General features: G+C 43.9%; 11 protein-coding genes. 4 read left to right on the plus strand and 7 right to left on the minus strand.

Annotated elements, in window-relative coordinates; genetic code table 11:
- The first annotated feature begins 89 nt into the window (after nt 1-89).
- Nucleotides 90-1,469, plus strand: a complete 1,380-nt coding sequence (gene pmbA, locus GQA99_RS09285) for a metalloprotease PmbA (protein ID WP_160053610.1) — start codon at nt 90-92, stop codon at nt 1,467-1,469.
- A gap of 226 nt (nt 1,470-1,695) precedes the next feature.
- Nucleotides 1,696-3,066 (plus strand): hypothetical protein, encoded by a 1,371-nt coding sequence (locus GQA99_RS09290; protein ID WP_160053611.1) that lies wholly within the window; start codon nt 1,696-1,698, stop codon nt 3,064-3,066.
- A gap of 140 nt (nt 3,067-3,206) precedes the next feature.
- Here the strand turns inward: GQA99_RS09290 and rimO are convergent, their stop codons facing one another.
- Together rimO and GQA99_RS09300 are read right to left on the minus strand one after the other, a co-directional pair.
- Nucleotides 3,207-4,625, minus strand: a complete 1,419-nt coding sequence (gene rimO / locus GQA99_RS09295; protein ID WP_160053612.1) for a 30S ribosomal protein S12 methylthiotransferase RimO — start codon at nt 4,623-4,625, stop codon at nt 3,207-3,209.
- Between the two features lie 187 nt (nt 4,626-4,812).
- Complete coding sequence (locus GQA99_RS09300; protein ID WP_160053613.1) at nt 4,813-6,252, minus strand: methyl-accepting chemotaxis protein; 1,440 nt, start codon at nt 6,250-6,252, stop codon at nt 4,813-4,815.
- 662 nt (nt 6,253-6,914) lie between these two features.
- Here GQA99_RS09300 and exeM point away from each other — a divergent pair.
- Complete coding sequence (gene exeM, locus GQA99_RS09305) at nt 6,915-9,530, plus strand: extracellular exonuclease ExeM (RefSeq protein ID WP_160053614.1); 2,616 nt, start codon at nt 6,915-6,917, stop codon at nt 9,528-9,530.
- Between the two features lie 86 nt (nt 9,531-9,616).
- On the opposite strand, the gene GQA99_RS09310 is transcribed toward exeM, so the two are convergent.
- Nucleotides 9,617-10,720, minus strand: coding sequence for a phosphoribosylaminoimidazolesuccinocarboxamide synthase (locus GQA99_RS09310; protein ID WP_160053615.1), 1,104 nt, complete (start codon nt 10,718-10,720; stop codon nt 9,617-9,619).
- 203 nt (nt 10,721-10,923) lie between these two features.
- Here GQA99_RS09310 and GQA99_RS09315 point away from each other — a divergent pair, with 203 nt between their 5' ends.
- Nucleotides 10,924-11,898 carry a DMT family transporter gene (locus tag GQA99_RS09315; RefSeq protein WP_373291426.1) on the plus strand — a complete coding sequence of 325 codons (975 nt, stop codon included), beginning with the start codon at nt 10,924-10,926 and terminating at the stop codon, nt 11,896-11,898.
- A 14-nt stretch (nt 11,899-11,912) separates the two neighbouring features.
- On the opposite strand, the gene GQA99_RS09320 is transcribed toward GQA99_RS09315, so the two are convergent.
- The 4 genes from GQA99_RS09320 to uvrA form a co-directional block, all read right to left on the minus strand.
- Complete coding sequence (locus GQA99_RS09320) at nt 11,913-12,077, minus strand: hypothetical protein (RefSeq protein WP_160053617.1); 165 nt, start codon at nt 12,075-12,077, stop codon at nt 11,913-11,915.
- A gap of 227 nt (nt 12,078-12,304) precedes the next feature.
- Nucleotides 12,305-14,173, minus strand: coding sequence for a DEAD/DEAH box helicase (locus GQA99_RS09325; protein WP_160053618.1), 1,869 nt, complete (start codon nt 14,171-14,173; stop codon nt 12,305-12,307).
- A gap of 253 nt (nt 14,174-14,426) precedes the next feature.
- Nucleotides 14,427-15,398 carry a M20/M25/M40 family metallo-hydrolase gene (locus tag GQA99_RS09330; RefSeq protein WP_160053619.1) on the minus strand — a complete coding sequence of 324 codons (972 nt, stop codon included), beginning with the start codon at nt 15,396-15,398 and terminating at the stop codon, nt 14,427-14,429.
- Between the two features lie 57 nt (nt 15,399-15,455).
- Nucleotides 15,456-18,326, minus strand: coding sequence for an excinuclease ABC subunit UvrA (gene uvrA / locus GQA99_RS09335; protein WP_160053620.1), 2,871 nt, complete (start codon nt 18,324-18,326; stop codon nt 15,456-15,458).
- Between the last annotated feature and the right edge of the window lie 97 nt (nt 18,327-18,423).

Here is an 18,423-nt window from a genome sequence, read left to right on the forward strand (position 1 = left end):
CAGATTTTATTCAAGATAACGGGTTGGTTATCAATCGCCATTTTAATTTGATATGCTAGCGGCAATTAGACTAATTAAAGAGTAAATTTGTGGCTTCTCATCCTTCTTCAGCGCCTAGCGCCAGTGAAACAACACCTAGAATTGATTCTGAATTATCGGCACTAAAAGATGCCGTAGCCGTTGCATTAGAGTACGCCAAACAGTTGGGCACTACTGCAGCAGAAGTCGCCATTAGCAAGCAACAAGGTTTGTCGGTATCAACCCGCGAAAAAGAAGTCGAAACGGTCGAATTTAATAAAGATGGTGCATTAGGGATTACCATTTACCGTGATGGCCGCAAAGGTAACTCTTCAACCTCAGATTTAAGCCCAGAGGCTATCCGTGAAGCCGTAAGAGCGGCAGATGGTATTGCTAAATATACCTCAGAAGACCCATTCAGTGGTTTGGCCGATCCTGCGTTAATGGCCCAAGATATTCGTGATTTACAGCTGTATCATCCACAAGATATAGATGCGGAAGAATTAGCAAAACTGGCAATCCGTGCTGAAGCGGCTAGCTTGTCGGTAGACAGTCGTATCCGCAATTCAGACGGTGCTACCGCCAACGCACACACCGCGGCTAAAGTGTATGGTAACAGCCATGGTTTTTTAAACGGATATTGTAGTTCGCGTTACAGCTTAAGTTGTGTGGTGATTGGTGAAGAATCTGACGGCAATATGCAACGTGATTATGATTATACCGTTGCCCGTAAATACCAGGACTTATTGGCGCCAGAGTTTGTAGGCCAACAAGCGGCAAACAAAACCTTAAGTCGTTTAGATGCGCGTAAAATTGCCACGGCAAAAATGCCAGTATTATTTGCACCAGAAATTGCTACCGGTCTAATGGGCCATCTCATTGGTGCAATTAGTGGTAGCAGTATTTACCGAAAGTCGAGCTTCTTGCTTGATGCCCTTAACACCCAAATATTTCCTGACTGGTTTAGCATTGAAGAACAACCGCATTTATCAGGCGCATTGGCCAGTGCTAATTACGACAGTGAAGGTGTCGCCACCCAAGATCGCCGTATTATTGATCGTGGCAACCTAGAGACATACTTATTAACCAGTTATTCAGCACGGAAACTCGGTATGACCAATACAGGTCATGCCGGCGGTATCTATAATTGGACCTTAAGCCACACCAATCAAACATTTGATGACTTGGTTAAAGCAATGAACACGGGTTTGATTGTGACCGAAGTGATGGGCCAAGGCGTTAATGGGGTTACGGGTGATTATTCTCGCGGCGCAGCGGGTTTTTATGTTGAAAACGGCGAAGTGATGTACCCAGTAGAAGAGATTACCATTGCGGGTAATTTAAAAGACATGTTTAAAGGCATTCAGGGCATAGGTAAAGATCGCGACTTACGTTCATCTATTCGTACTGGTGGTATTTTGCTCAGTGAAATGAAGATTGCCGGCAACTAATTTTTTACAAAAGGCCTAAGGTAAGCGAATTATCGCAGCGCTGTTAAATATTAGTTTGAGTTAATATATCTATTTAAGACCTCTTATCGGCCGATAAGGGGTTTTTTTATAACCAAAATTAACCATCTTGACGCTTTATATATCTACTTTACCTTTCTTGACAGTCGTTTACGCATACAAAGAGTCATAATACTGCAAATGTAGCTAAGCGGTTAATGGAGTAATTATGTTTAACAAGAAAGTAAGCCGATTGATAATCATGTCAACGGTTGGAGCAGCACTTTTAGGGTGTGGCTCTGATAGTTCTGATAGCAGTAGCAGCGATGTTGCTTATGTACAATATTATAATGCGTCGCCTAACAGCACCTCAACATCGTTAGTACTCGATGACTATGCTTACACCGCAATCGACTTTGCTGATGCGATGCCTCGTTACGGTTACAGTGTGGGGAGCGCAGATTTAGAGATATACGGCCAGGATGAAGACAGCGAAACGGTGACGGTTTACAGTGATACTGTAAGTTTAGAGACGGACGATAACCATTTGTTCGTATTATACGGAGATTACCTTGACCCACAATTACTGGATATAAACTACAACCGCGATGATATGGACGAGCTTAACGCGGATGATGATTACGAATACAGTAAAATGCAGGTGCTTATTGCCAACGTAGCTACTGATGAAGGCACATTTGACGCGTATATCTCTCTTGATACTCAAAGTATTGATGATGCGGTAATGATAGGCAGTGCGACTTATGGCACCTATACCGACTCAACTATTCTTGATACCGACGATTATATTGTGTACCTCACAACTGCGGGTACTAAAGATGTGGTTTATACGACCGGCAGCATGGATCTCACCACCGAAACGGTTTACAAATTCGTGATCCGTAACAGCTTTGGTGCAGGTGACATAAAAGTCACTATCGACAGTGTAGATTCAACGACAACACCAGATAACTATGCAGCGTTAGAAGCCACTGCAGATTACCGCGTGTTTAACGGACTTGAAACGCAAAATATTGATATTGATGTAACCAGTAAGCAAGAAACTCAGTATTTATATGATGTTGCATCTTTTGCGGTAACAGATTACCAATCAACGTCGTTTAACGATTATGGTATTACGGTTAAAGACGCCACCAGTAAAACCAAGTTATTCGATAATTTATTGGTTACCTTTAACCAGGATGATGTTAAATCGCTACTGATTTATCAAAAAGCCGACAGTTCTGTTAAAGGCATGGTTATCTCTCAAGACTTACGTCCACGTGCATACGAATATAAAGTCGATGTTGTTAATTTATCGTATGATTACGATGACTTAACGGTGTACTTTGTTCGTGACTCAGAAACCATTGAAACTGCAGAATACACCCTGACGGACTTAGACTTTGTTGAACAACAAAGCTTAACGTTACCTTCTGACGACTATGAAATTAACATCGTCTATGAAGACGACAACGGCACGCAAACATTGGTGTATCAGTCAGAATCACTGAGTATAAGTGGTGGCAACAACTTTACCTTTGTACTGTCGCCAGACACAGAAAGTGCGCTAGGACATCGATTAACCTCGTTGCAGTAACTGAGCTTAAAACGGGTATCGATTACAAGATGTCATTCGATACCAAAGCAGTAAATCAGCCAGTGTAAAACTAAAAAAGCCGATATCAGTGATATCGGCTTTTTTATGAGATAACTCGCTATAACGCTAATTTATCAAGGTTATTCGTCTTGATCATCGTCGACTTTAACGCCCCACACATCGTGCTCGTCGGCATGAATAATTTGTACCCAAACTTGGTCGCCTGGTTGCACGTCAAACTCGTCGGTTAAGTACACTTTACCGTCAATTTCTGGCGCGTCCATGTATGAGCGACCAATAGCACCTTCGGTGTTCACTTCATCAATTAAGACTAAATACTCTTGACCAATACGGGCTTGCAGCTTGTCGGCACTGATCTGTGCTTGAACCGCCATAAAGCGTTGTAATCGGTCTTCCATAACATCATCAGGTACATGATCTGGTAAATCGTTAGCTTTGGCACCTTTTACTGGCGAGTATTTAAAACAACCTACGCGATCAAGCTGTGCTTCTTCTAAAAAGTCTAATAGCTCTTCAAACTCTTCTTCGGTTTCCCCCGGGAAACCAACAATAAAGGTTGAACGAATCACTAATTCTGGGCAAATCTCGCGCCATTTAGTAATGCGTTCTAACACTTTGTCTGAGCTACCTGGGCGTTTCATCAATTTAAGGATGCGCTTGTTAGCATGCTGAAACGGAATATCTAAATACGGTAAAATACTGCCTTGCGCCATTAATGGAATAATGTCATCCACATGCGGGTAAGGGTACACATAGTGCAGGCGTACCCAAACACCTTGTTTGGCTAATTCTTCACAAAGCTGTTGCATATGGGTTTTCACTGGCATGCCATCCCAAAATGCGGTTTTATGTTTTACGTCAACGCCATAAGCTGAGGTGTCTTGCGAAATGACTAATAGCTCTTTTACGCCTGCGTTCACTAAACGCTGGGCTTCACCTAATACATCACCAATCGGGCGAGAGTCTAAATCACCACGCATTGACGGAATAATGCAGAAAGTACAACGATGATTACAGCCTTCAGATATTTTCAAATAGGCGTAATGTTTTGGCGTGAGTTTGACGCCGTGATCTGGCACTAGGTCCATCAGTGGATTGTATTTTGGCTTTGCAACATGCAAGTGCACTTGTTTAAGCACTTCGTCATAAGCATGCGGGCCAGTTACGCCTAATACGTTAGGGTGTAGCTCAATGATTTCGTCTTTCTTAACGCCTAAACAGCCTGTTACCAGCACTTTACCGTTTGCGGCTAATGCTTCGCCGATGGTTTCTAACGATTCTTGTACCGCGCTGTCAATAAAGCCACAGGTATTAACAATAACGAGGTCGGCATCGTCATAACTGTTAGTTACGTCATAACCTTCGGTACGTAATTGGGTGAGGATCCGCTCTGAGTCGACGAGGTTTTTTGGACAGCCCAAGGAAACAAACCCGATTCGATTACCAGTGCTTGGAGTGCTTGGGCTGTTTGCTTCAAGGGTTTTGACTGGAATATCGAGCGTGGTGGTTTGTTTCGGTGTAAAAGTTTCAACTGTCATAAGATCTCACACATAGAGTTTGCGATTATCGTCGCGATAAAATTGCGCGGATTATACCTGAAAGTCGTAAAAGGTATAGATCCAATGTGGTTGAAAAGTATACTGCAAAAGCAGGGTGAGTATAAAAACGGCGCGACATCTGTCGATGCCACGCCGAAGGGGATTGCGCTCGTGTTAGTTGCTCACGTTAGTTAGTGCGGTAACGGCTTAAAATCTTACCCAGGTTCGCTGATGCTTTAGATAGATCTTTCACGCCATGTGATGATTGCTGTGATAGCCCACGAATAACATTTGATTTATGACGAATATCAGTCAGTTCTTTGGCAATATCATTTGCCACTGCACTCTGTTCTTCTGATGAGGTCGAAATCTGGAAGCTCATATCCATAATTGAGCGTGAAGATTCGGCAATAGCATCAATGTCAGTACCAATATTACTGATTAAATCACTACTGGTTTGCGCTTGCTTAACCGTGTCTTGAGTGATGCTGTCAATGTTTAGCGTTTCACTTTGCAGTAATTCAATCATCTTATGAATTTCAACCGTTGCGGCTTGAGTACGGCCCGCTAACGTTCTCACTTCGTCGGCAACTACGGCAAAGCCGCGGCCCATTTCACCCGCTCGTGCAGCTTCAATGGCGGCATTAAGCGCCAGTAGGTTGGTTTGGTCTGAAATCGCATTAATGGTGGTGATTACTTCATTAATGTTGGTGGCATTAACCTTTAAGGTATTCACTGAGTTAGAGGTTTGCTCAATGTAATTAGACAATTGTTGAATTTCGTTAATCGCACGTTTTGCTCTGTCGTAGCTTTGGCGAGTATATTCTGAGTCTTGCTCCACGCGCTCGGTAGAGTTGCGTGCAATATTAGACACTTCAGCGGCAGAGGCGGTCATCTCTTCCATTGCGGTAGCAACAGAGTCGAGTGATGCATATTGTAGGTCGATTTGTTGTGCACTTTGTTCTGCATCGCGAGCAAAAGAGTCTGAGGTAGCGTGCAAGGTGTCGGTGTTTGTTTTAACCGCAATAACCAGTTCACTTAAGGTGTCCATGGCTTTGTCTAGTGCGCAACCAATGGTGCCAAACTCGTCACGGCCAGGGTGAAAACCTAAGCGTGAGGTTAAGTCGCCTTTAGCAATTTTTTCTGTGGTATCCCAAAGCACCCATAGTGCACCACCGATAAAGGTTGCATTCCAATATATGACTAGCGCAAAGGGTAATATCCATAAAAATGCCAGTAGCATCGATGTCATCGCAGCTTGTTTGGCGTCAGACTCGAGGTTATAAACCGATTCGCTCAAGGTGTAATATTGACCTGCCGAAGCATAAACAGCGGTTACTGTGTCTTGTGAACGAGTGCTGGTTTGGGCACGGTTAGAGACTTGTAAGCCTAAACTCGCAGCCTTTTCGAGCTGACCTGTCGCATCCAGTGCTTGCACCATCGATGCGGCTTTTTGCTCTAGCATCTGCACTGATTGCTGCTCAATTTGATCAAGTTTGCTGAAATAACTGCTGATGGAAACGCTGGACAAAATAATAAGAAACAGTCCGAAGATGGTCCAAAACTTATCGTTAATAGACATTTTGATGAAGAGTTTATCGATATTTCTGAAATCAACTTGTTTCATAGCGAGGGTACCTAAATCGGTAAATACAATAGATGCAAATAGTAGATGAGCTTGTCGTATTTTGATACTAAATACACAGCAGAACTACAGTTTTTATGAGCCTAAATACAGTTTTTATGAGCTTAACTACAAGTATTCTAAATTGATATCGACAATAAATCGAATAGCTAAAGTGATTTATTGTTTTTTCTGCCGTTGCCTAAGTGTAATGAAATGGCTTTGCACTATAGTCTGCTATGCATCATAGTTTGCTACAAGCTCATCACAAACCGCCCAGCTAAACATAATAATCACGCCCTAATCATCTATGCATTCTTTTATCGTTTCAAGATAAATTAAAAAATTAATAACAATACAAAACAGCATGTTGTAATGCTCTAAGCTGATTTTAAATAATAAGTGTTACAAAACTTATCTTATTGTTCTGTTATGCCTCCAGGCACTGTTCTGTGCTTAGTTTTTGTTTTTAATGGGTATTTGATCGCATTTTTTTGATTTGTTTTGTGGGGTTGGTTAATTTGTCTGGCTAATCAAGTAGATAGTGAATTTGGTTCGCCCATTTCTGTGATCAATGTTCTTTTTTATGTCACAGAACTTTGGGACAATCTCGCCGCATATTACAAAAAAATAGCATTTTTATTACAAAGTATGGGGTTAAAAACATGAAAGGACTGACTAAACTAACGGCGGTTTCACTCGCAGTAGCCGCTGCATTGCCAATGATGGCAAATGCAGATGTGCTTATTAGTGAATACGTAGAAGGGAGCTCAAACAACAAAGCGATTGAACTGTATAACAGCGGTGATGCCGCCGTTGATTTAACAGGTTACAAATTAGTTCGTTATAAAGACGGCGATACTACACCAACAGATATGGTCGACCTTGCTGATTCTATTGCAGCGAAAAGCATCAAAGTGATTTTACATCCAAGCGCCGCAATTACCTTGCCAGCAGGTACCGACTCAATGACCGGTAACCTATATTTTAATGGTGGCGATGCAGTCGGCCTATTAAAAGATGGTGTATTGGTTGATGTGATTGGCGATATTCCTACGCCAGCGGGTTGGGGGCTTGATACCACCTTTCAACGTAATGTAGCCAACTTAATGGCAAGCGCAACTTATGCTGCTGCCCAATGGGTTGAGTTAGAAAAAGATACCTTTAGTGGCTTAGGGACTCTAGAAGCCGCAGAAGCTCCAGAGCCAAGTACATTTACCTGTAACGGTGCCACGCTGACCAACATTTATGACATTCAAGGCGCTGGTGATTCAAGTCCGTTAATTGTGAGTGGCAGCTTTGAGTCTGCTAATGAAGTGACCGTAAAAGGTATTGTTAGTGCTAGAAGTGATAGTTTATATAAAGGTTTCTTTATTCAAGATGCCCAAGGTGACGGTTCGCCATATACCTCTGACGGTATTTTTGTTTACCTAAACGAAGCTGCGCCAGACACCATTCAGCCAGGTACTGAAGTGTGTGTGCAAGGTAAAGTTAAAGAATATTTTGGCTCAACTCAGATTGACATTAAAGACGAGCAAAAATTTGAAGTGGGCGTTGTCGGTGATGCACCTGCCGCGGTTGAATTTTATGTCGCTGACGGCGAGACACTTGCGCAAGCATTAGAGCGCGTTGAAGGCATGAAAGTGAAGCTAGATGCTGGCAGCGACATGAAAGTCACGCGTACCTTTAGTTTCGATTACGCAAGCTATCGCAACAACATGGTGTTGTCGCATAAAGCACCGTTAATGAAACCGACTCAAGTATTTGAGCCAAATTCAGCAGAAGCGGTAGCATTAAATGATGCCAATATCGTTAACCAGCTATTTGTTGAGTCTGACTATAAAGCTAAAGACGGTGAAGTGCCTTACTTCCCTGACTTTAATGCTGAAACAGGTTATATCCGCGTTGGTGACCAGTTAACTAATCTCGAAGGTGTTATTGGTTACAGTTACAGCTCATACCGTCTTTTAGCGACGAACACTATCACCGCGGGTGATTTTATCCGTGTTGATGACCGTACCGATGCGCCAACTGTGGCAGACATGGGCGATATTCGTGTAGCAAGCTTTAACGTACTTAACTTCTTCAATGATGCCGTCGGTGGCGATGCTAACCCATCAAACAGCAACCGTGGTGCGTTAACTGAAGACGAAATGGTACTACAGCGCACCAAGATTGTGACTGCGCTCGTTGCCATGAATGCTGATGTTGTTGGCTTAATGGAAATCGCTAACAATGGTTTTGGCGAGCTAAGTGCGATTCAAAACCTAGTTGATGCATTAAATGCTGAGCTGACAGACGAGCAAGCATATCGCTTTGTTGAAATTGAAGATGCTGATAAGTATGAAGGCAAATTCATTGGTAGCGATGCCATTACTGTGGGCCTGCTATATCGCCCAGCGCGCATTAGCTTAAATGGTGCCGCGCAAGTGATAGCAACACCAGAGCAGCATGCCGCTGAAGGTGCGCAAACTCGCGAGCAAAATGATGTTGTTGAATCTAGCCCTAGCTATAACGTGTTCCAGCGTCACAGCCTAGTGCAAAGTTTTAGCATTAATGATGAAAAACTAACGGTTGTGGTTAATCACCTTAAGTCGAAAGGGTCAGGTTGTGTTGAAGACTGGGCAGAGTTTAACGACAACTCAGAGCCAGCTGACTTACAAGGTAAGTGTAATGCATTCCGTGTATCGGCTGCCAAAGTATTAGGTGAGTCACTTAAAGATGTTGACGGTGATGTGTTAGTGATTGGTGATTTAAATGCTTATGGAAAAGAAGATCCGGTCGCCGTATTAACCGACTATGATGCCTCAACAACAGACCATGTTATTCGTACAGCATCTTGGACAACCCTTGATGGCAAAGTGTATGAACGCGAAGGTAGCGTGATTGATAAAGGCTACGGATTCATTAACTTAAACACGCAAGCGCACGGTGCTGATACTTACTCTTACAGCTACAACGGTGAGCTAGGTAATTTAGACCATGCATTAGGTAATGCGAGCTTAGCGGCTAAGTTAGTGGGTATTGATGACTGGCACATCAACTCGGTTGAATCTAACCTATTTGAATATGGCAGCAAGTACACTGGTGAGTTAGTGAAGTCTGAAAATGCATTTTCAGCATCTGATCACGACCCAGTGATTATTGCATTAAGCTACCCAGCGCCAGTGACGCCAGAGCCTGTTGACCCAGTTGAACCTGAGAAAGAGAGTGATGGTGGTAGTTTAGGCTACTTGGCATTAATGTTATTAGGTGCTTTAGGCTTACGCCGTCGTAGCTAATGATATTGAGCCACTAAAGTGCTCTGTTAACATAAAAAAAGGATGGCCATATGGTCATCCTTTTTATTTTTACGAGCTCAGGTTGATTAATCGATTAAATCATACTGCTCACGCAGCACCTTAATAATGTCTGCTTTTGGATTCGTCGGCAGTGCAATGCTATGGCCGGTGACTTTTTCTGCGACGCCAGTGTAGGTACGCGACACGTTCATCATTGCTTCAAGTGGCAGGTCATTGTCTCGGGCAAGGGCTTCACGCTCAGGCATTCTATCTTTGTTTAATAGAATGTCGGCATCGTCAAAATGATTTAATAAGAACTGACGGAAGCCTTCTTTTGAGTTCTCAACAATTTTACCATCACGATAAGCAGCACCGTCCCAAATACGTGATGAGTCAGGGGTGCCGACTTCATCCATATAAATCAATTTTGACAGACCATTTTTGTCATTCACATAGCCAAACTCAAATTTGGTATCGACAAACACCTGATCAAGCTTTGCTAGCGCGTCTGAAATGACTTTAAAGCCTTGTTTGAGTAAGGTTTCGTATAAGTCGATATCTTGTGGTTTTTCAAAACCAAATGCCTGGTAATTAGCTTCAATGTCGCTGCGGCTGATATTCACGTCATCTTGTGCTGGTACGCCTGGAATACCGGTTAAAATGCCTTTTGTTGATGGCGTTATTAGCAACTCTGGCAGTTTTTGATCTTTACTTAAGCCTTCTGGCAAGGTGATGCCACAAAAAACACGCTCGCCTTTTGCATAGGCGCGCCACATTGAGCCGGTAATGTATTGACGACAAATGGCTTCGACTTTAATAGGACGGGCTTTTTGTACTATCCACACAAATGGGTGCGGAATATCTAAAATGTGGCTATCAGCTAAGCCGTTTTCAGCAAATAAACCAAACCAGTGATTTGAAATCGCATTTAATGCCGCACCTTTGCCTGGAATGCCTTGCAAGTTACCTTCGCCATGGAAGATACAGTCAAATGCTGAAATGCGGTCGCTGATCACCATAATGGCAAGTGGAGTATCTTCAGGGACATCGTAACCTTTGTCCTGAATAAGACGACGGCTATCGGTATCAGTTAACCAGTAAACGCTGCGAACTTTGCCACTATGGACAGGCTTGTCGGTACGGATCGGTAAATCATTGTTCACGGCAAGAACGGAATCAGCAAGACTCATGCGAGTGTTCCTTAGGTAGTAGGGCACATAGGTTTTTTATGGCGGCTATTTTACCTGTATTAGCTGGATTTGCCACGCGAAAAGGGTGTACTGAAATAGGCTTTTTTATTATGCGAACAATCAAGCACCTTAGAAGCTGATCTTGATAAAGACTTTGGTTCGGCTATCGGGCAAAATCTACCTCCTTAATTGTGTGCGAGTAGATAACAGTGACAGTAGAACAGCAAAGCGCCAATAACCGTTTAGGATTGATATTTGTTTCTATAGCCGTATTTTTCTGGGGTATTTTACCCATAGCACTAAAACTCTCAGGTGGTTTTATTACTCCCGTTACCTTGACCTGGTTTCGGTTTTTAATGGCGTTGGTGGTGACATTATTAATTCAATGGAAAATCGGTGCGTTACGCCAATTTGTGGGTTTACCACGGGCAGTATGGCTCAAACTCACATTGGCTGGTGTACTGCTGATGTGCAATTACGTTTCGTTTGTGTACTCATTGAGTTACTTAGCCCCGGGCACAGCACAACTTAATTTTCAAACAGCGCCATTCTTTTTAGCATTTGGTGGGGTGTTGTTTTTTAAAGAACGTTTTACCGCATTCCAACTGAGTTGTTTTGCCACGCTTGCATTGGGGATGCTGATGTTTTTCCATCCGCAGCTCGATATGGACCAAGCTCGTGATGAGCAAGTGCTTATCGGCATTATGATTGTGCAGTTTTCAGTGATGTCGTGGACCAGCTATGCCTTATTACAAAAGTCGGTGAGCCAACGTTTATCGCCCAGTAATGTATTGTTGTTTATTTATGGTTTAGGCATTGTTGCAATGGCACCGTTTAGCGATTTTAGCCAGTTTAACACCATGACATTAAACCAATGGTGGATTGTATTATTTTGCGGTGCTAATACTTTAATCGCTTATGGCTGCTTTGCTCAGGCCTTGCATTATTGGCCAACCGCTCAAGTGAGTGCGATGCTATCGTTAACGCCAGTGTTGAGTTTTACCGCGACAGAAATTGTCGTCAGTTTAGGCTGGTGGAGTGGGGTATTTAGCAGCGCCAATATCGATGGCTTGTCATTTATGGGAATAGTGCTGATTGTGTGTGCAGTCTTTGCCGTGCAAATTGTTCCTATGTATCAAAAGCGTAAGCAGTCTAAAGCATTCAGGACGGTGCTGTAGGTTATCTCTTAATATTAGCGGTGCATTGCAAGGTAATAGAGCGTTAATCCAAATACGCTAAAAAACAAGCCGCCAATGATAATCATCCATAATAAGGTTTTATCTTGTTTAGCAGATTGAGCTAGATCCACAGGTGACGAGCCACCAACTATCTGTAATATGAAGGCTAAAAAATCCATTTACGACTCCTAATTATTGATGTAATTCGTATCAATCCAATTAAGGTCACTGTCTTCTATCTATTACTATTTTCCAAGTTAATTTATGTTAACGAAATAGGTGTTACTCATATTATTTATATCGAGAGTATAAACACCAAGCAGCCTTAATAGATTGCGATATAGTAAAAACTGAAAACAAAAATGGAGCCCTGAGGCTCCATTTTTTGTGTCATTCAGCTGAATGATTAGCCATTGTCACGTGGCTTACGTGGACGACGTTCAACACTTGCTGGACGATCGCCGGCTGGGCGGTCACCACGTGGACGATCACCACGAGGACGGTCACTGCGAGGTTTACGTGGAGCACCACGACCTGAGTCTGCAAACACTTCATCACCCGCTTCACGGATGTTAAGTGGACGACCACATACACGCACTTTTTTAAGGTGATTAAGGATGTCTTTTGGCATACCGTCTGGTAAGTCAACTGTTGTAACTTGGTCGAATAATTGGATTTGACCAATGAAACGACTGTCGATGTTTGCTTCGTTAGCAATAGCGCCAACAATGTTACCTACACCAACACCATTTTCACGACCCACATCGATAACATAACGGTTCATTTTCACGTCTGGGTTATCTTTTAGAGTGTCGGCACTACCAAAGCTGGTTGGCGCTGGACGGCTGCTGCGATCGCTACGTTCACGACGTGGACGGTCGCCACGATCGCTGTTACGGTCACCGCGGTCGCTACCACGATCACTGCGCTCGTCACGTGAATCACGTTGACGTTCAGTAATGGTTGGTAACTGTAATGGACGCTCTTGCTGTACTTGCTGTAACAAGGCCGCTGCAAGTAAGTCTGTATCAACTTCAAGCTGTTGGCATAATTCAGCTACGGCGTTTTTCATGAAATCTAAGTCGCCATTGATGGTTTCTTGGATTTGCTCGCCTAAACGAGATAAACGACGCTCAGCAACAGTCTCTGGACTTGGTACTTTCATTGGCGAAATACGGCTGTTTGTTGCACGTTCGATAGTGCGTAACATACGCATTTCACGGTTGGTCACAAACAAGATTGCCATACCAGTACGACCAGCACGACCAGTACGACCGATACGGTGTACATAGGCTTCTGAATCATAAGGAATATCGTAGTTTACAACGTGGCCAATACGCTCAACGTCTAAACCACGTGCCGCAACGTCAGTCGCGATCAAAATGTCTAACTTGCCGCGCTTTAGCTGATCAACAGCACGTTCACGTGCTTGCTGGTTCATGTCACCGTGTAGTGGTGATGACGCATAACCGCGTGCTTCTAATTTTTCTGCTAATTCAACACAGCTATTACGTGTACGTACGAAAATGATAATACCTTCAGTATTTTCAACTTCTAATACGCGAACTAACGCTTCAAGTTTGTTGTGTTGTGATACTTGCACATAACGTTGGTCAATTGACTCTACCGTTGTGTGACTAGCAGCAATGCTGATGTTAACTGGGTTATTCAAATGCTTAGCTGCTACGCGCTTGATTTGCTCAGGCATAGTGGCAGAGAATAACGCTAGTTGGCTGTTAGCTGGCTTATGTTCTAGAACCCATTCGATATCGTCGATGAAGCCCATTTTTAACATTTCATCAGCTTCATCAAGCACTAATGCTTTTAATGAGTCTAATTTAAGTGTGCCACGACGCATGTGATCCATTACACGACCAGGTGTACCAACAATTACTTGTGGGCCACGCTTAAGGGCGTTTAACTGTTGTTGCATGCTTTGACCACCGTAAATCGGCAGTACGTGGAAACCTTTCATGTGTTTTGCATAGCTACCAAAAGCTTCTGCAACCTGAACGGCTAATTCACGAGTTGGAGCCAACACTAAAATCTGTGGAGCATTGATTTTCATGTCGATTTTGTTTAGTAAAGGCAGGGCAAACGCACCTGTTTTACCGGTACCGGTTTGTGCTTGACCGATAATATCTTGACCAGCCATAAGCGGATCGATACTAGCAGACTGGATTGGCGTTGGTTTTTCATAACCAAGCTCGTCAAGTGAACGCAACAAATACTCAGACAGGCCGAGTTCGCGGAAAGTTCTTTCATTGGATGACATTGAGTTGTAGCCTTGTGGATGCGCACGAAGTTCGGAAGCTCGTGCTAAAGTTTCACAGACAGAAAATCAACCCCGTGTCGATTTCCCGCGCCGATAAGGGGGCGTATTATAGCAGTAAGTATGCGATTTGACCACGTAAAAACTAAAAATAAACATCAATTTGCATAATAATTGTAAAGATTGGCCTGATTCTTGATTTATAGCGTGTAGCAATTGCTTGAAAAGTGAGCGGTTGTTGCGTTTTATGATGTGTTTATTGGGTTAGGGTGAGTTTATCAATGGTTAACAGGTGATACACGGTTTCAACCACTGCAACGATAAAGTCGAGATCTAACGTGTCAGCCGTGTCATGTTCAGTGTGGTATTGCGCATGTGGCGGCACGCCAAAATACACCCATTTATAACCCGCTTTATGAAATGGATAGTGGTCTGACGCTCTTAACCAATCGGTTTTTTGTAAGCTTCCGCTAAGTAATTTATGGTGATGGGTGCGTATACATAACTGGGTTTGTTGCATCAATTTGGCTTGAATAAGGTCAAACTGTGTCAAATTTTTTTCCCCTTCCATGTATATTGCTCGGCGGCGATTTGGATGGCCAATCATGTCAAGATTAACGCTGAGTTCTACCTCTATATTAGGGTCTTGTTGCAATAATTTCACTAGGGCGTAACTGCCAAATAATCCCGGTTCTTCGGCATCGGTGGCGACTATCATCAGGTTAATGTCATCAACGGGAGCGTGTTGTTGCCAACGCTCGGCTATCGCCAACATACCTGCCACGCCAGAGGCGTTGTCGTCGGCACCAGGGTAAAATTTACTGCCTTTTTGGCCTAAATGATCGTAATGGGCGGTAATAATACGCCAACGACGTGAGGGAGTTTTTGCCGCAATAGTGGCGATTAAATTAGTGCCAGTCACTGTTGAAAATTGATAATCAAAGGTAAAGGGTATGGCAAACTCTGCTTGCCAGGGTTTAAGCCCAAGTTGATTAAAGCGTGCTATCAAAAAATCTTGCGCGGCCTGTGAGCCTTCAGTAGCGGTTTTGCGCCCTTGAAATTCGGCTGAGGTCAGTTGGAGTATATCTTGGTTGATTTGTTGCTGGGCGTCAGGCCAGGTAGTGATGAGCTCAGACGAACACTCAGGCAAGCTTGAGCTGCAGCCGCTGATAAGACTGGCTAATAACAGTAACCCAGCCACTCGATAACACATAAGAGGTTGCAACATATTTGTATTCTCCTCTGGGTGATTAAGTGGCTAGGCCCTAGATTAGCGTTTATCTGGTTACGTTTTCGCTTTGGCTTTGGCTTTTTTGGTGCGTTGCTTATGAATCTCCAGCATCGGCTTTAAAAAACGCGCGGTATGCGACTCAGGGTGCTCGGCGACATCTTCAGGGCTACCGGTGGCTAAAATCATGCCGCCGCCAGCGCCGCCTTCTGGGCCTAAGTCTACAATCCAGTCTGCGGTTTTTATCACATCTAAATTGTGCTCAATCACCACAACGGTATTGCCATGCGACTTTAAGCGATGCAGTACATCTAACAATAGTTGAATGTCAGCAAAGTGCAGACCTGTGGTCGGTTCATCTAAAATGTACAAGGTTTTACCCGTGTCGCGTTTAGATAACTCTTTTGCCAGCTTAACCCGCTGCGCTTCACCACCAGACAAGGTGGTCGCACTTTGACCTAGACGGATATAAGACAAGCCTACATCCATTAACGTTTGCAGTTTGCGCGCAATCGATGGAATCGCATCAAAATAGCTGCGGGCATCTTCAACGGTCATTTGCAGCACTTCGTGAATGTTTTTACCTTTGTATTTCACTTCTAAGGTTTCGCGGTTATAGCGCTTTCCTTTACATGAGTCACAAGGCACATACACGTCTGGTAAAAAGTGCATCTCCACTTTAATTAAGCCATCACCCTGACAGGCTTCGCAGCGTCCGCCTTTGACGTTAAACGAGAAGCGGCCTACTTGATAACCACGGGTACGCGACTCTTGCGTGCCGGCAAACAACTCTCGTATTGGGGTAAATATACCCGTGTAAGTTGCTGGGTTTGAACGCGGCGTGCGGCCAATAGGGCTTTGGTCGATGTCGACAACTTTGTCGCATTGCTCCATGCCTTTAATGCTTTTATACGGTGCGGGTTCGTCGACCGTAGCGCCGTTAAGCATGCGATGGGCAATTTTAAAGAAGGTGTCGTTAATTAGGGTCGATTTTCCTGAGCCTGACACACCAGTAATGCACGTAAATAGACCGATAGGAATGGTTAAATCGACATCCCTTAGGTTGTTACCTGAGGCGCCAAATAGCTCAATGACTTTTTTAGGGTCAATGGGCGTGCGCTCATCACTGATGTGAATTTGCTTCTTGCCAGAAATATACTGGCCAGTGACCGACTCTTCGCAATTAAGAATGTCATCTAACGTGCCGTCGCAAATCACTTCGCCGCCGTGTACACCTGCTCCTGGGCCAATGTCGATAACATGATCGGCTAAACGAATGGCGTCTTCGTCGTGCTCAACCACAATAACGGTGTTGCCTAGGTCACGTAGGTGAATAAGGGTTTGTAATAAACGTTCGTTGTCGCGTTGATGCAAACCAATGGACGGTTCATCCAATACGTACATAACGCCCACAAGCCCGGCACCAATTTGGCTGGCTAAACGAATACGTTGCGCTTCGCCGCCCGATAAGGTTTCGGCTGAGCGCGAGAGGCTTAAATAATTGAGGCCAACGTTAACTAAAAAGCCTAAACGTTCGCTGATTTCTTTTAAGATCTTTTCGGCAATTTGCGCCCGCTGGCCTTCAAAGGCGACAGTATCAAAGTACGCTTTGGCTTCGCCAATGGACCAGGTGGTTAATTGCGGCAAGTTAAGCTCGCCAATAAACACGTTGCGGGCTTCTTCACGCAGGCGTGAACCACCACAGCTATTGCAGGGCTGCATATTAATAAACTTAGACAGCTCGTCGCGCACCGAATTACTTTCTGTTTCGCGGTAGCGGCGGTCCATGTTATTTAAAATACCTTCAAACGGATGGTTACGTACCACCACGTCACCACGGTCATTGATGTATTTAAAGGCAATATTTTGTTTGCCTGAACCATAGAGGACAATCTTTTTCACTTTGTCGCTCAGTTCAGCAAAGGGCTTTTCAACATCAAACTTGTAATGTTCTGCTAACGAGCTGAGCATTTGGAAATAGTAAAAATTGCGTCTGTCCCAGCCTCTTACTGCGCCACCGGCTAATGATAATTCGTCGTTGGTGATCACGCGGTCTGGGTCAAAAAATTGTTGTACGCCTAAACCATCACAGGTTTGGCACGCGCCCGCCGGATTATTAAATGAGAAAATGCGCGGTTCAAGCTCGGCCATTGAATAACCACAATGCGGACAAGCAAAGTTTGCCGAAAACACTAATTCTTCGGTTGTCGAATCGTCCATGCTAGCAATTTTGGCGATACCACCAGACAACTCTAATGCGGTTTCAAATGATTCAGCTAAACGCTGTTTAATGTCTTCACGCACTTTAAAGCGGTCAACTACCACTTCAATAGTATGTTTAATGTGTAAATCTAAGGTGGGTGGGTCGGTTAAGTCGCACACTTCGCCGTCAATACGGGCGCGGATGTAACCCTGAGCCGACAAACTTTCAAGCAGTTTAACGTGCTCACCTTTACGATCGTTTACCACTGGTGCCAGCAACATTTGGCGACTGTCTTGTGGCATGGCCAACACTTTATCGACCATCTGGCTGACCGTTTGTGCCGACAAGGGTAAATTATGGGTTGGGCAACGTGGCTCACCGACTCGGGCAAATAGCAGGCGCAAATAATCGTAGATTTCGGTAATCGTGCCCACGGTTGAGCGTGGATTATGCGAAGTCGATTTTTGCTCAATTGAAATGGCTGGGCTTAAGCCTTCGATATGGTCGACATCGGGTTTTTCCATCAAGCTTAAAAACTGGCGCGCATAAGCTGATAAGGATTCGACATAACGACGCTGACCTTCTGCATACAAGGTATCGAAGGCTAAAGATGATTTTCCGGAACCAGATAATCCTGTAATAACAATAAGTTTGTCACGTGGAATTGTTAGATTGATGTTTTTCAGATTGTGGGTGCGGGCACCGCGTATTTCAATTTTATCCATCTATCTCGCTCTATGACTGGTGTAAACAAAACGATGAACAGTATCGCATAGATATCGAAGTACTTCAGATCAATTTTGTTATCAATAATGTTTTGTA

This window comes from Shewanella litoralis (assembly GCF_009828585.1).
GTDB lineage: Bacteria > Pseudomonadota > Gammaproteobacteria > Enterobacterales > Shewanellaceae > Shewanella > Shewanella litoralis.